The 15,277-nt window shown below is 63.5% G+C and carries 10 protein-coding genes and 1 pseudogene; 6 read left to right on the forward strand and 5 right to left on the reverse strand.

Annotated features, from left to right (window positions below; translation table 11 throughout):
* Positions 1 to 2: 2 nt before the first annotated feature.
* Genes RSPPHO_RS16800 through RSPPHO_RS16810 form a run of 3 tightly spaced genes read right to left on the reverse strand, consistent with a single transcriptional unit; the run spans position 3 to position 3,310 of the window.
* Entirely contained in the window at positions 3 to 1,517 is a 1,515-nt protein-coding gene (locus RSPPHO_RS16800; RefSeq protein WP_041796109.1) for a nitrogenase component 1, read from the reverse strand.
* Positions 1,518 to 1,524: 7 nt separating this feature from the next.
* Positions 1,525 to 2,400, reverse strand: coding sequence for a nitrogenase iron protein (gene nifH, locus RSPPHO_RS16805; protein WP_041796112.1), 876 nt, complete (start codon positions 2,398 to 2,400; stop codon positions 1,525 to 1,527).
* 22 nt (positions 2,401 to 2,422) lie between these two features.
* The gene (locus tag RSPPHO_RS16810) at positions 2,423 to 3,310 is read right to left on the reverse strand and encodes a radical SAM protein (RefSeq protein ID WP_014416393.1); all 888 of its coding nucleotides are present in this window, start codon (positions 3,308 to 3,310) and stop codon (positions 2,423 to 2,425) included.
* Positions 3,311 to 3,940: 630 nt separating this feature from the next.
* Between RSPPHO_RS16810 and RSPPHO_RS19460 the strand changes: the two genes are divergently transcribed.
* From RSPPHO_RS19460 to RSPPHO_RS19470, 4 genes and pseudogenes are all read left to right on the forward strand, one after another.
* Positions 3,941 to 4,090: a light-harvesting protein gene (locus RSPPHO_RS19460; protein ID WP_173391159.1), complete on the forward strand. Its 150-nt coding sequence runs from the start codon at positions 3,941 to 3,943 to the stop codon at positions 4,088 to 4,090.
* A gap of 89 nt (positions 4,091 to 4,179) precedes the next feature.
* Positions 4,180 to 4,332 carry a light-harvesting antenna LH1, alpha subunit gene (pufA, locus tag RSPPHO_RS19465; protein ID WP_014416395.1) on the forward strand — a complete coding sequence of 51 codons (153 nt, stop codon included), beginning with the start codon at positions 4,180 to 4,182 and terminating at the stop codon, positions 4,330 to 4,332.
* A 122-nt stretch (positions 4,333 to 4,454) separates the two neighbouring features.
* Positions 4,455 to 5,552, forward strand: coding sequence for an FUSC family protein (locus RSPPHO_RS16820; protein WP_041797798.1), 1,098 nt, complete (start codon positions 4,455 to 4,457; stop codon positions 5,550 to 5,552).
* Between the two features lie 171 nt (positions 5,553 to 5,723).
* A pseudogene (locus RSPPHO_RS19470) lies at positions 5,724 to 5,940 on the forward strand (IS5/IS1182 family transposase); the annotation flags it as partial.
* A gap of 82 nt (positions 5,941 to 6,022) precedes the next feature.
* On the opposite strand, the gene RSPPHO_RS16825 reads toward RSPPHO_RS19470, so the two are convergent.
* Positions 6,023 to 6,892, reverse strand: coding sequence for an FkbM family methyltransferase (locus tag RSPPHO_RS16825; protein ID WP_157879292.1), 870 nt, complete (start codon positions 6,890 to 6,892; stop codon positions 6,023 to 6,025).
* Between the two features lie 142 nt (positions 6,893 to 7,034).
* Here RSPPHO_RS16825 and RSPPHO_RS16830 point away from each other — a divergent pair, with 142 nt between their 5' ends.
* Positions 7,035 to 9,002, forward strand: a complete 1,968-nt coding sequence (locus RSPPHO_RS16830) for an O-linked N-acetylglucosamine transferase, SPINDLY family protein (protein ID WP_051013971.1) — start codon at positions 7,035 to 7,037, stop codon at positions 9,000 to 9,002.
* A gap of 60 nt (positions 9,003 to 9,062) precedes the next feature.
* On the opposite strand, the gene RSPPHO_RS18435 is transcribed toward RSPPHO_RS16830, so the two are convergent.
* Complete coding sequence (locus tag RSPPHO_RS18435; protein WP_014416399.1) at positions 9,063 to 12,488, reverse strand: FkbM family methyltransferase; 3,426 nt, start codon at positions 12,486 to 12,488, stop codon at positions 9,063 to 9,065.
* Positions 12,489 to 12,881: 393 nt separating this feature from the next.
* On the opposite strand from RSPPHO_RS18435, the gene RSPPHO_RS16845 reads away from it, so the two are divergent.
* Positions 12,882 to 14,750, forward strand: coding sequence for an O-linked N-acetylglucosamine transferase, SPINDLY family protein (locus tag RSPPHO_RS16845; RefSeq protein WP_157879293.1), 1,869 nt, complete (start codon positions 12,882 to 12,884; stop codon positions 14,748 to 14,750).
* The last annotated feature ends 527 nt before the right edge of the window (positions 14,751 to 15,277 follow it).

Raw genomic sequence — 15,277 nt, forward strand, 5'->3', positions numbered from 1 at the left:
GCTCAGGCTCCCCGGGCGAGATCAAAGGGATCGCGGGCCAGCCAACTGTCCTTGTAGGGCAGGCGGACGTGGCGGGCGATGTCGTGATGGAATTTGCGGTGGGCCAGGACGTCGAGGATGCTCTCGCCCAGGTTGATCATGCCCTGGTAGCCCACGGCAATGTGTTCGTCTCCCAACGGGATGGCGGGAATACCCAGCCGTGAAGCCAAGGGGGCCAAGCCGTTGTGGCGGATGATGATGAAATCCGGGTCCACCCGCTTGAGGAGACCATAGAACTGGTACTGCTGCCGATTGCCGACGCTGAAGTGGGTCACGTCGCCGTAGTTGTCGATCAGGTGGGCAAGCGAGTCCTGGCGCGGATCCTGGCTGTCGTAGACCGGGTCGTGATGGAAGACCAGCGAGCCATCAACCTCGACCCCCAGCTCGCGCAGGACCTGGATCAAGCCATGGGCATAGGCCGAGCCCGTGGAGACAAAGCCCTTGACCCCCTTCAACTTTTCGCGCAAGCGCTCCAGTTCGGGTTTCACGCGGGCATGCTCGCGGGCAATGTAGGCCTCGGCCTTGTCCTCGCGTCCCGTCACCCGGGCGATCTCGCGCAGCCAAGCATCGGTGCCGGCAAAGCCATAGGGCATGGGCGCCTTGACCTCGGGAACCCCGAACTCCTGCTCCAGCGCCGCCGCCATGTAGGTGGAGAGCGTGTAGCAAAAGCCCACGGTGGCCGCCGCTTCCGACATCTGGGCCAGATCCTCGACGGTGGCGAGGTCCACCACGTAATTCACCCGCAGGCCCAGCTCGGCCAGCATGGGCGAAAAGATGTCCGAGCCCCACAGGTTGATCACGTTGACCAGATCTTCCTGTTTGCGCGTCGGGTTCTTGCGCACGATTTGGCGGACAATGCCGTGCTGGGTCGCGTCGAAGCCGGTGCTCCAGTGTTTGGACTTGAAGCCCTCGCAGTGCAGGGGGATCACCGGGATCTTAAACTCGTCCTCCAGCGCGCTGGCCACGCTTTCGATGTCGTCGCCAATGATCGCCGTGGCGCAGGAGGTGGCGATGAAAATGGCCTTGGGGGCATGGCGCTCAAAGGCGTCGCGGATCGTGCGCTCCAGCTTCTCCACCCCGCCATAGACCATGTCCCGCTCTTGCAGGTTGGTGGTGATGAGGTGCAGATTCTCGACCGGCAAGCCCCGGATCGCGAGGCCGTTGCGGAAGATCGAGTTGTAGATCACCTGCCCAGCGCCGCAGCCCAGCGGCGAATGCTGGACCAGCACCGCGCCCCGCACGTTGCCGGCTTGGCACTCTACCATCTGCTCCGAGCACACCGAGCCCTGGCTGAAGGGACTGCGCTGCTCGCATACCCGCCGGGCTTTGCCCTTACCGCCGCCGCAGCCGCCGCAGCCGTCGCCCCGGGCATAGGCCGATTCCCGCGACAGGTCCGAGGCTTTGCCGTCCCAGCCGATGATGGTGCCGAGCCGCTGCTCGCGACTTTCGACGACGGGGGTTTTCAGATTGATGCTCATGGCGTCCTCAGGAGACCAGGGCGTGGGGATGGTAGGCGACCTTTTCCTGGGCAATCAGGGTATCGGCCCACGAGGCCGACCAGTCGCGCAGCTCTTGCGGATCGAGCGGCGTGGGGACCTTCGATTCCGTGTGGGCGACAATGCGTTGGGCCAAGGTGCGGTAGATGTCGGCCTGCTCCGAGGTCGGCGCCGCCTCGATGGTGGTTTTGCCCTGCAATTCGGACTGGGTGACGGTCAGCGAACGCGGCACGTACTGCACGATCTGGGTTTCGGTGCGAGCCACGAAGTCGTCGATGATCTGGCGCTGGAAGTCGGTATTGATCGAGTTGGCGATCACCCCGCCCAGCAGCGCGCCGCCCGCGTTCGAGTACTTCTGAATGCCCTTGAACAGGTTGTTGGCCGCATAGATCGCCATGAAGTCCGAGGACGACACGGTGAACACATGCTGGGCAATGCCCTCGCGGATCGGCACGGCAAAGCCGCCGCACACCACGTCGCCCAGCACGTCGAAGACCACGTAGTCCAGATCCAGTTCCTCGAAGACGTTCTGCTGGTTCAACAGCTCGACGGCGGTGATGATCCCCCGCCCGGCGCAGCCCACCCCCGGGGCTGGGCCACCGGCCTCGACGCAGTAAATGCCGCCAAAACCCTCGAAAATCGCCTCGTGGGCATCGACCCGAGCATTGGCCCGCAGCAGATCAAGTACCGAGGGAATGTAGGTGCCGCCGCGCAAGGTGTTGGTGGAATCGCTCTTGGGATCGCAGCCAAACTGCATCACCCGGTAGCCCGCCTCGGCTAGTGCCGCGCTGATGTTGGAGGTGGTGGTGGACTTGCCGATGCCACCCTTGCCATAAATGGCGATCTGCTTGAGTTCCTTGGCCATGGTCTTACAATTCCTTGGACTTTTAGCCGTGAGAGAAGGTCTCGGCGTCAAGGCGCCGGTCATAGAGGCGCTCGGCGATGTCGGTGACGCCGGGAATGCCCGCCGCATCGGCGCGGCAGCGTTGGCAGTGGGAAAACACGCTGAGATGCGTGCCGGCCTCCAGGCGGGCCCGAGCCACCTGGGCCGGGGTGGGCGCCGGGACATCGGCCAACCCGTGCTGGGGGATCAGGGGGATAATGTTGAACAACGAGGCCCCGGCCGCTGCGACCGCCTGGGCGATCGCCTCGACGTGCCGGTCGTTGAGCCCGGGGATGAGCACCGTGTTGACCTTGACGCTCACCCCCTGGTCATGGGCGCGCCGGATGCCCTCCAGTTGGCTGGCAATCAGGATCTCCGCCGCCGCCAGCCCCTCAACGCGCCGCCCCTGCCAGGCAATCACCGGGGAGATCCGTGCCTGAAGCACCGGGTCCACTGCGTTGACCGTGACCGTGAGGGTTTGCACCCCTGTAGCCACCAGGGCGTCGAGCCGCTCGGGCAGGCGCAGGCCATTGGTCGAAAGGCAGAGGATCAGCGACGGAAACGCCGCGTGAATCAGGCGGAAGGTGTCCAGGGCGTGGTCGGTGGCCAGCGTGTCCCCCGGACCAGCGATGCCCACCACCGAGATTTCCGGGCACAGGCGCAGGGCCCGCTCGGTGATCGTCAGGGCCTCCTGGGGACGGAGCAGGCGGCGCGCCACCCCGGGCCGGGCCGCCGTTGGGTCAACGCCCCGAGCACAGAAGGTGCAGGTGATGTTGCACGCCGGACTGACCGGCAGATGCAAGCGGCCGGCCCGCGCCGGCCCGGCATGACGAGGCGGGGCAAAGCACGGGTGGCGCTCGGAAAGGTCGGGACGGGCAAACGTCGCGGGCATGCGCCGGGTCCTTATGTGATCAGGTCATGGGGACCGGCTTTCGGGAGTGATGGATAAAAAGCCGGTTAGTCCATGGACTGATCAAACTATTCAGGGGATCCCAGGTCAATTGAGGATTTTTGTCGGGTGGATTTAGCTTCCTTGAAGGGAAAGCGCGCGACACGCGACTAACTGTTAGAATTATTGATGGTTGAGGTCGCGCCGTCACAGGCCGAAGAGGCGACCCGAGGGAAACTGGGTCCAAGGGAGGAGGGGAGGGCGCCGATTCGGTCCCAAGGGCGGACAAAAGGGCCCCGCAGCGCGGCAGGACAGGTCTGGGAGAAGGGGCTGGAGGCCGGGGCTGGGGTCGCCATCTCCTACCCGGATCCGCTCTCGGCGGGGCCGAGCCCCCGTCCAGCAGATTTTTTGAGCGGAAACACAATTCAACCACATTGTGGCCGTTGACAGGCGGCTCAGGACTGCTACTGTGTGGCCGCAGACGGGGAGGAGGCCACAAGCTCTCTCCGGGCCCCCAGGCAAAGCGAAGTCTTCTGTGCAGAAGCGACGCGGTCCAGGGGTAGGTGTTCTCTCCTCTGGTGGGGAGAAGGCGCCAATTTCGGGCTCATGCACGATTTATTTGGAGGGATTATTATGGCTGACAACACGAAGGTTTACCCGTCGGGTCTGACCGAGAAGGAAGCTCAGGAGTTCCACTCCTGGTACACCCAGGGCCTGGGCGCGTGGATCGTTCTGTCCGCGTTCGCTCACGTGTTCACCTACCACTACCTGCCCTGGTTCTAAGAGCTTTCGCTTGATCCCTGGAAGTCTCCGGGGCTCACAAGTTCTGGTCCAGTTCTGTCGGTTCATAAACCTTTTCGGAGAGAAAAGCCATGTGGAGAGTTTGGCTGCTGGTTAACCCCGCTCAGGCCCTGTTCGCCTCTGCCGCCATTCTGGTGACCGTCGTCACCATCATTCACCTGTTCGTTCTGGGCGGCCCGCTGTCCCAGTACCTGTTCAAGGGCTTCATCGAGAAGGGCCTCTAAGGCTTCCTTCCGGTGGTCTGTTGCGCCCCGCCTTCTTGAAGGCGATGTGGCCTCGGACACCTTGATCGCCGCCCGGTGGCTTCGGCCCCGGGCGGTTTTTCTTGTTGGTGGTGGACCGCGCCATGGAACCCCAAGCCCCTCCTTCCGGCCTTCTCGCCCTGCTGCGTCGGGAAGCCCAGCATTTCTTCACGCTGGCTCGCAGCGACCGGCCCTGGCACATGCCGATTGCCGCCGCCGCCGCCACCGGCTTTCCCCTCCTGACCGGCGCCTATTTCGGGCATATGGACTATGGGCAGGCGTCCTCGCTGGGCGGCTTAATCTTTCTGTATTTGAGCAACACGCCTCTGGCCTCGCGCATGGTCACGCTGATGGTGTGCGCTTTCGGCATGACCGCCTGCTACACCCTGGGGGTGATCAGTCACTTCGTGCCGGTGCTGATGATGCCGGTGCTGGCCGGCATGGCGATTTTGGTGTTGATGATCAGCCGTTTCTATGGCCTGGGCATGCCGGGGGGGCTGTTTTTCATCATGGCCGCGTCGATTGGCGCCTATTCGCCCCTGGGGATTCTCGATGTCCCCCTCTTTGTGGGCTTGGTCAGCATGGGCGGCCTGCTCGCCTGCCTCATCGCCTTCTTCTACAGCCTTTACGACCTGCGCACCCGTCCTCCCGGCCCGGTCCCGGAGCGCCCCTCGCCAAGTTTTGACTTCCTGGTTTTCGATCCGGTGGTGATCGGCCTCTTTGTTGGGGTGTCACTGGCCCTCGCCCAGCTTTTCCAACTCCACAACGCCTACTGGGTGCCGGTCAGTTGCTTGGCGGTCATTCAAGGCGTCAGCCTGCGGGCCGTGTGGAACCGGCAGGTCCATCGACTGGTAGGAACCGCCTTGGGCCTCGCGCTGGCCTGGGGACTGTTGATGCTGCCGCTCGACCCCTGGAGCCTGTCGCTGATCATGATGGGCCTGACCTTGATCATCGAGACCCTGGTGGTGCGCCATTATGCCTTTGCCGTGGTGTTCATTACCCCCTTGACCATTCTCCTGGTCGAGGCCGCCCAGTTGGGGCGGGGCGGCTCGCCTGCGCTGCTGATTGAAGCCCGGTTGTTCGATACCGTGCTGGGCTGCCTCGTCGGTTTGGTCGGCGGCTATTGCCTCCACAGCCCCCGCTTTCGGGCGATCGGACGCCAAGCCTTGCGTCGGCTGATTCCAGAAAGGTTGTTGCCTTAGGGCTGTCTGGACGGGACGCGAGGCTGCTACCCCCGGGCCCCGCCCGGGGCGATGCCCGGCGCTGACCGGCTAGGTTGGTAACACTCCTGACCAGGGACCTGGGTAACAGTTCATAGCGTCGGCTTGGGAGGACCAAGCTGATGCCCTAGGCTGAGAAAGACGAAGGATGGTGGCGGTGGTCGCAACGCCTCGGCTGATTTCCGAGGCGAGAAGCGCTCCAACGACACCCAGAGAGCATCCGATCCCGACCACCATGCTCTACCGCAAGGGACCGGGCATGGAGGCTAAACTGTGTTTTATCGGCCACGGGCTGATGGAGAACCGCTCGGGCCTGATAGCCGACACAAGGCTGACCCGCGTCTCCGGCCATGCCGAGCGACTGGCGGCTGGACATAATCGAGCCGTTGGCCCCAGGACGGGGTCCGGGACGGCAGCTCCGCGTCACCGAGGCAAGCGCCCCCCTACCGTTGTCACGCCTGCTCCTCTCCCAGCAAACGATCCCGATACCGCCCGGCCAGATCGGCGGTGGTCCGCTGATCGTAGTGCTGCAACAGGTGCAAGCTGAGATCAAACGACCCCTGGATTTCATGCGCGAGACGCGCGAGGGCCAGCAGTTGATGGTCGGTCATGATCTCGGGGCGGGTGAAGTCACGCACAAACACGGCGTCGGCCCACAAGAGCTGATTGAGCCCCTCATACACACTGTTATTGACAATCAAGGGCTGCACGGTCCTCTTGACGAGGGGGGAGAAGCAATGCAGGACAAAGCCCCGATCGCGCAAGAAAAGGTCGATATCCGCAAAGAGTGGCTGCCCCTTATACAAGGGAAGAAACTCAACTTCGATGCGCAACATCACGGCTTCCGCCAAGCGCTTTTCGGCGTGACGCAGAGCCATCAGTTCGGCCCCTTGGATGTCCATGGACAAATAGTCCATGACCCGAATTTCGGGCACATCGTCAAGGCGCACGGTGGGGACAAGGCGGTGCTCCAGGACCTCGCCCCACTGCGAAAAGCCATGAAACAGGCCGAGCACCCGGGGATCGGGCTCCAGCAAGGAGGTCATGCCCTCGGCCCGACAAACCCGCAAGGTGTGCTCCCGACCATCGCCGATGGCGTGCGGCAGGTAGGTTTCGCCGGGCCCTTGGCGGGCGATGAGATCGGCCAGGGCGCGAGGGTTGGGCTCGAACCCCACCAAAGAGGCCGCCCCCGCCGCAAGGACAGGGGTATAAGGCGGCGGGTCATCGAGAAAGTTGGCCCCGACATCCACAAGCCCCACCGGCACAGAGATCCCCGTGAAAGCCTGAAACGAACCCGTGGCGGCCCCAGAAACATCGGTCATGGCAAAGGAGTCCTTATTCCCATAACGGTCCCACGCTTGGGCCGCCCCTGCGGGCCCCGCCGTGTGCCACGCTGATGGTTGCCCAACTGACCAAAAGACACCAGAGTCTTTTGCGGCATTCCAACCAGGACGCGGAGGCGGCGTGAGCACAGACCTTTTCCTTGAGGGCATCGATGCCCTGGCCAACCGGCGGCTTGATGCCCTGGGCTTGTTGCAGGTCACCGACGCCCTGAGTGCCCAGGGCCAGCCTCAGCGCGCGGCCCAGCTCTACCGCCTCTGGCTCGACAGCCACCCCGATGCCCCGGAGCGCGGGCCTGTGTTGTTCAACCTCTCCATCGCCCTGGCTGCCAGTGGCGATCTAGGGGCTGCGGTTGCCTCCCTCGACGAGGCTCTGGAGCGCGACCCGGCCTTTCATGCCGCGCGGGTCAACCGAGGCATTTTCCTGTCGCGCACAGGCGACAGCGAAGGAGCCATGGCAAGCTGGCATGATGTCCTAGAGCGCCTGGGAGCCTTGACGCCCGAGGCGCTCCACCTCAAAACCCTGGCCTTGCGCCATCTCGCCCATAGCCTGGAGCGCGCCCAGCGCGAGGATGAGGCCGAGCCCGTCCTGCGCGCCCTCCTGGCCCTGGAGTCCCACGACCCCGAGATCAGCCAGCACTGGATCAGCACCCGACAAGCCCAATGCTGCTGGCCCTTGCTGGAACCGGTCGAAACCCACACCCCGGCGACCCTGCGCCGGCGCATGCCCCCCCTGGCCCTGGCCGCCCACACGGACGACCCCTGGCTGCTGCTGGCGGCCGGCGCCGCCTATACGCCTTGGCGCCCGGAGATCGCGCCCCTGCCCTGCCCGGCGCGACCGACGGACGACGGCACACGCCGGGTACGGGTGGGCTATGTGTCCGCGGACCTGCGCGGCCATGCGGTGGGCTCGCTGGTGCCCGAGGTGTTTGTCGGCCACGACCGGACCCGGTTCGAGATTTTCGCTTTTTACACCGGTCCGGCCGGGCTCGACGGCCACCGCCTGCGCCTGCAACAATCGGTCGAGCATTGGCAGGAGCTGACCGGCCTCGACGACGACAGTGCGGCGCGGCAGATTGCCGCCGCCGACCTCGACCTCCTGGTTGATCTCAACGGCCATACCGATGGGGCGCGCCCGGGCATCATCGCCCGCCGGCCCGCGCCGATCCTGATCAACTGGCTGGGCTATCCGGGCACCACCGGCAGCCCCTTTCACCATTACATCATCGCCGATGACTGGATTATTCCGCCGTCGCATGAAAAGTACTACTCGGAGAAGGTGCTTCGCCTGCCCTGCTACCAGCCCAACGACCTTCATCGCGAGATCGGCCCCGTGCCCAGCCGCGCCGAAGCCGGCCTGCCCGAGGAGGCCGTGGTCTATTGCTGCTTCAATGCCGCCTACAAAATCACCCGCTTTACCTTCGAGCGCTGGATAAGCGTGCTCGCGGCGGTGCCCGATGGGGTGCTGTGGCTGCTTGATCCCGGCCGCACCACCCGGGAGCGCCTCCAGGCGGAAGCGCAGGCCCGGGGCATCGATCCCGCCCGCTTGGTGTTTGCCCCCCGGGTCCCCAACCCGGTCCACCTCGCCCGCTATGCCCTGGCCGACCTGTTCCTCGATACGGCCCCCTACGGGGCGCACACCACGGCCTCGGATGCCTTGTGGCGTGGGGTGCCGGTGCTGACGTGGTCGGGCCGGGCCTTTGCCTCCCGGGTTTGCGGCAGCCTCGTGCGCGCCGCCGGCCTGCCCGATCTGGTTTGTAAGAGCCCGGAAGACTACACGGCGCGGGCCATCATGCTGGGGCAGGACGCCGAGGCCCGACAGACCCTGCGCGCACGCTTGGCCGCCGCCCACGAGACCTGTGTTTTGTTTGACATGACGGCCTTGGTGCGCCGGCTGGAAGCCTTGTACGAGGCCTTGCCCGGTGCCCCGCTCCCCGTGCCCGACCTTACCGGGCTCGACACCGTGTTGGCCCTGGGGGTCACGCTGGATCCCGACCGGGAGGAGATCGGCGCGCGACCGGACTACGACGACCTCTATCGGGCGTTGATGGCCGACCTGCCGCCAGCGGTGCAGGGTCCTCGGGGACTGTAAGCCAAGGGGAGAGAAAAAAGGAAGGCTGGGGAGGCTTGCCTCCCCAGACCCCTCTGGGAATCAGAGATCTTGGTAGGTGTCTCGTCGTGAGAACACACGGTTCCCGGCAACGCTTGCGTGTTCCTGGTGGGTTGGCGCGAGGGCCCGAGTGACGGCCTCCTCGGCACCGGGGCGGAAGCGCTCATGGGTTTCAATCACCACCCAGCGCACCTGTTCCAACCACGCCAGGGACCCGCAGAACAACTCGACCTCGGCGCCCTCGACATCGATTTTCAGCAGATCGACCGTGGTCATCTCATAGTGCCGCAACAAGGTGGGCATCGACCACGCGGCAACCCGCGCCCCGCCTTCCCCCACCGCGCGGCTGCGAAAAGCCCACGGGGCCCGCGCCTGTCCTTGCTCCTCCACATCGACCTCGCACTCGGTATCGTGCGACCAGATGGCGGCGCGCAGCGGGAAGACCCGAGGCAAGCCCAGCAGGTTTTTTTGCAGCAGCAGGAAGTTGCTCTCTTCCGGCTCGACGGCCACGAGGGTCGCCTTGGGATAACGCTGGGCGAAATAGAGAGCCGAGGCGCCGATGTTGGCCCCCAAATCGACCACGGTCCGCACCTCGCCCAGATCATGCCCTAGATCATAGCTGTGAGCCCAGAAAACCGAGGTGACCACGGGCAGATCCGACGTCCCGGGCCGAACATGCACCCATGTCCCCTCGCTCACCTCCCAGCACACGGAAGCCAGCGGAGCGCGGGAGGCTTCCAGACGGGCAAAGGCAGGCTGCTCAAGGCTCAGGGTATTCGGGCCGGCGCCAAGCGTTTCCAGCTTGCGATACACCTCGCCGTCCCGCTGAAAGACTTCTGCTGGCCAGTCATCCCACTCAATCAGCAGATGCTCGCCCCGTTCCACATAACGGCCGCCGGACCCATGCGTGCCATGGGTGACCCGACCGGAGCTTGACTCCAGGTGCAGGGGGGCCTGCCACGACGAGGTCTCGGCCATCACCGCCGTTGTAGGCCCCTTCTGGGACACCTCCAGGGGGTGGGAGCGGGCAAAGTCCTGCAAATACGGGTCCTCGACCTGCCGAAGACTGGCGAGGTACGCTGTGTGCCCCCCTTGCTGGAAGGTCTCCAGCCATTTGAGTTGCCCCCCAAACTGCCCCTCGACACTCCGGCGCACCCTGATCAAAAAGTCCTCTTCAGACTTCATTACGTAATGATGGACCGTGGCGGTGGCGATCAACGACTCTGCTAGCGCGCTGTCATCAACCTCCGATTGGGCGTGCTCGGGAAAACGGTCCCAATACCCGCCCCAGTCGGTCCCCAGCACATTGACCCTGGAAAGAAGAGCAAAATCCGGGTTGGGCAGGCCATGCCAAAAAGCGCTCTGGGTTTGCCGCAGGGCCTCAACATCCAGCCTGGACACGCGACTGATATGTTTGGTGTGAGGATCAACCCCCTGAGCACGCCACGTGTATTGCTCCAGAACGCTCCCAGCCGGCCGGCTGACGAAACCACTATTGCCGAACATGAGCCAGTTAAAATACACCGTATCCACCGTCTCCGGGAAACGGGCCAAGAAATCTCCCAGGTTATTAACGCCCCGTAAAACCAAAAATTCGTCGATATCGAGGAACATCACCCAGTCCGCCCGCTGGGAGACTAGGTCCATCATGGACAAATACATCGCCCGTTGCTGTCCCCGCTCGGGGAAGTGCCGGACCGTCACAAAATCGACCAAGGTTGGGCTCAGACTAATTTCGGTCACAAGCGCGCTCGGATCATCATCATTGCAGCACAGATAGACGTGATCGAAGCCAAGGGCTCGGTGATAGGACAACCACTCCCGGATGTAAGGAGCCTCCCACCGAGCGCAGGCGACCAGAACATGGCGGTAGCGCCGCCCCCTCTCCTCCCCTGCGTCCTCCTGCGGACCGGCTTGGCGAAAGCGTTCACGCACCGTCGAGAAAGCCTCCAGATACTGCGGGAAAGCGGTATCTCGGTAGGCCCTCTTGAGGCTGTCACTGATCGCCGCGTCCATGGGGTGTTCGCGAAACCGCGACATCGACCACGCTTTGCCAAAGGGATCGTGAACAGCGACCCGCCAGGACGGATCCATGGTGAGAAGCAAGGAAGCGGTTCGCTCTTGCAGGAAAACCTTGCGCTCCACCTCGCCTGGATAGGTGGTCGGCTGGCAAAGCGCGGTGCGCAAGGGGGTCTCAGGCCCTTCACACACCGCAAACAAGGCCTCATTAAACGCCAGCCATTCCCGCCAAAACGCGGGCCGTGCCACAAAGAAATTGGAAAAGACCACGTGGCGCGCATCCATCACCAAGCTGCTCAAGGGGACATCCACCCCTCGTTGATTCAGGAAGCTTTGGTACGCCTCCATCAGCCCGGGATCGAACACCTCGGCCTGCTCGAAAACGTTAAGAAACATGGCCCCCATATCGGGCTGGGGAGAAAACAAGATCACATCAGCCTGGGCGGCCTGGGCATCAATGAAAGCCACGACCTGATCATGGGACAGCAGGGTCTTGGTGCCGAACTTGGGGCTGAAGAACCCATAGAACGTCATCTCATCGAGCGTTTCCTCCAACAAAAAACGCCGGATCGGCCAGTATTCACGCCAGTCGGGCCGAGGGTTATCCGTGTTGTCGAGGCGAGCGTATCCCGGCTCGATCACCGTTTCCTTGGCATAGGCGATCTGATACAAAGCCACCCGCTCCGCTTTGGCCGACGACCGCGGCACGGGCGTCGAAGCCGGCCGGCTCATCGTCTCTGCGGCGGGATTCTCGCCGTCCTCCCTCCCCTCGGGCACCGGCCCCGGGACACACTTGAAGACATACTGAAACGGCAAGGCATCGCTCACGGCCCCCTCGGGATCAAAGCCCCCGGCGACCGCAAGGCCCCGCAACGCCTGCAAGATGGCGTCTTGCTGCGCAATCGCCGGCAACAGCCGGGTCAGCCCCTGCTCGACCTGCCAGCCGGTGGCCGCGAACATCTCCAGCATCGTGATGCGCGTAAACCAGCGCAGATGGGTACGATCCATCAAGCCCTGGTCTTCGTAGCGGAACTGACCGGACGCCAAACGCCACTGAACGCTCCAGTGCTGGGCATTGGGCACGCACACCAGCAAACACCCGTCCGGGTCAATGCGTCGGCGAACGCGGCGCAAGACACGCCAGGGATCGCGCAAATGCTCCAGGCAGTCGCCAAAGATCCAGCAATCGCTGGGAAACAACGCCTCCCATTGGGCCGGGGTAAAGGTCTCGATATCCCCCGCGTGGGTCTCGGTACAAAAGGCGGCCGCCTGGGCGGCATAGTCGGGATCGATGTCGATTCCCACGAAACGCGTCTTCGGCGCGGCCTTGCGCACCTCGCGCGCCATGGCCCCCAGCATACACCCGACCTCGACGACACACCGCGCCGTCGAGGGAACCAGGGACAAGATCTCGGCATTGGCGACGGCATGGGCCGGGGTCTGTTTCATCAGACACTACCTCTTTCCGGGGGAGGCCAAAGGAATGACTTCTTAGGACTACGGATCCGGTTTAAAAAAAGACTAAACCGACGGCAGGGAAAAAGCGACACACACCACAAAGGGAGCAACACGAGGAGAGGAGGCAAGGAAAGCCGAAACGGCGCAGCTCCCATAGCCCCCTTCCCGCACTTGAGCGGAAACCTCTCTCGATCCAGCTCTTGAGCGCCCGCCATTGTGGTCAAGAAGGTGACAAGACAGGAGAGAGCTCCAAGACCCTGACGGAGGCTTTCTTCACAATCGCCTGAAGGCGTTGTGGATTCGTTAAAACAAAAGATGCTAGGACCTCATATTTTATTTCCTCTCTTTCCCAGCCCTCTCCTTTGCCGTGAGAAGGAACCAACGATGTCCGAGACCCCCCCCCGGGCCACCCTCTCCTCCGAGGGTCAAGCGCTTGTCGCGTATCTGGACCGGCGAGATTGGCGCTTGGAGGATGCGCTGGATGAAAAGGCCTTGCGCGCCTTGCTGGCCGACGCCCCCCTGGTCACCGTGATGGAAGTGGGGGGTGTAAGCCGGGACGAGGCCCGTGCCCTGACCCCCGCCGACCTTTACCGCCTTTGGCTGGAGGTCAGCAGCCCCGACCGCGGCCCGCGCTACGCCGCGTGGTTCAATCTGGGAGTGGAACTCTCGGCCCGGGGCGCGCTGGACGAAGCGGCCCTTGCCTACCAAAATGCCGTCGCCGAAAAGCCCGACTTGCATGTGGCGGCGGTCAACCTAGGCCTTGTCTTGGAAAGTCAAGGCAAGCACGCCGCCGCACTCGCCGTCTGGGAGCAGGCGCTGCAACCCGTCGAAGCTCGCACCGCCCTTCTCAATCATCAAGGCCGCCTGCTGGAAACCTTGGATCGCTTTGAAGAAGCCGAGACCCTTCTCTACAAGAGCCTCCTGCTCGATCCCCACCAGCACGATGCCTACACCCACTGGCTTCACTTGCGCCTTAAAATGTGTGCCTGGCCGGTCTTCGGCCCGCCGCTTCCCGGACGGAGCGTCGGGGAAATGATCCAAGGCGCGGGGGGGCTCTCGGTTCTCAGTCTGTTTGACGATAACGCCCGCATCAATGAGTGGGTCGAATCCTGGCTGGTGCGCAAAATGCCGCAGCCCTGCGAACAACTGGCGCCCCCGGAAGGGTACGCGCACGACAAGATTCGTATTGGCTACCTGTCCTCCGACTACTGCTTGCACCCCATCAGCATGCTGATGGTCGAGGTGCTGGAGCGCCATGACCGCTCGTCTTTTGAGATCATCGGCTATTGCAGCAGCCCCGAGGACGGCAGCGGCTTGCGACAGCGCATCCTTGCGGCGTTCGATCGGGTGGAGCGGGTGCGCGACCTCAGCGACGAGGCTCTGGCTCGACGCATTCGGGCCGACGAAATCGACATCCTGGTCGATCTTAACGGCTTGACCGAGGGAACCCGCCTCGGCGCCCTGCGCTGGCGCCCCGCCCCGGTTCAGGTGACCTATCTGGGATACGTGGGCTCCATGCCCATTCCCGAACTGGACTACGCCATCGCCGATCGTTATGTGGTCCCGGAAGCTCTGGCCCATGATTTTTACCCCCAGCCCCTTTACATGCCTCGGGTCTATCAAGCGAACGACACGCAAGCCGAGATCGGCCCCGAGGAAACTCGGGCCGACGTCGGATTGCCCGAGGATCGCTTCATTTACTGCTGCTTTTCCAACACCTACAAAATCACCGAAGAGATTTTCGAGGCCTGGATGAGCATCCTGCGCCGCGTCGAAAACTCGGTCTTGTGGGTTCTGGCCCGCAATCCCTGGGCCCAGGCCTCCATGCGCCGTCACGCCGAGGCCCGCGGGGTGGATCCGGCCCGTCTGATTTTCGCCGCCCCCACCGGCCCCGCCCAGTACCTGTCGCGCCTGCGGCTCGCGGATCTCTTCTTGGACACCTATCCCTACAACTCGGGAACCACCGCCAGCGATGCGCTGCGCATGGGTCTGCCCATGGTGACCTTGGCGGGACGGACCTTCTCGTCGCGTATGGCGGGGAGTCTGCTCCATCAGGTGGGGCTGGGAGCGTGCGTCGCGGAAACCCTGGATGACTATATTAATATCGCCGCCCGCCTTGGGGCCTCTCCAGCCGCCTACCGGCCGGTGCGCGAGAGCTTGGCCGGCGACATCTGGCGTCGCACCCTGGGGGATACGGCGGCTTTTGTGCACGACCTGGAAGAACAATTCCGCAGAATCCGCAAAGCCCCTTGAGCGTTGTCCTTGCCCTTCCACAAAGGGGGGGCGTGCGACACGAGACCCTTTAAGGATTGTTGGGGGGAGGCTGGCCTGCCCCGCCTCCTCACTCATACCAGAGCCCCCCATTCTTGAGGTCAGACCAAGGGGAAGCCTTCACCCGCCCGCGAATGCCGACGCGCAGAACGCGCCCCCTCGGGCAAAAGACATCTCTTTTGATAGATAACCGGCGACTTCTCCCCTCCTTTTGAAGGAACCCTCGCCGAGAGACGGATCTGAACACCTCTCAATGGTGAACGCTTTTTATCCTGAAGCATCTCCGTCCTTCACCGGAATCCTTGTTCCTCTTTCTAGTCTGCTTCCCCCTCCTCCCTCATCTAACTTGGCCCGGGAGGAATTTTTCCCAAGAAGACCGGCATCTCCATCTTTTCCGAGTCTTCCAAATGACCAATAGCCCTCAAACACTCCATGGACTAATGCGTGTCCACGGCAAATTTTACCGGGTTCCGGCGAGACGCCCCCCACCCCGCCCCCCCCGAATTCCT

The organism is Pararhodospirillum photometricum DSM 122 (assembly GCF_000284415.1).
GTDB lineage: Bacteria > Pseudomonadota > Alphaproteobacteria > Rhodospirillales > Rhodospirillaceae > Pararhodospirillum > Pararhodospirillum photometricum.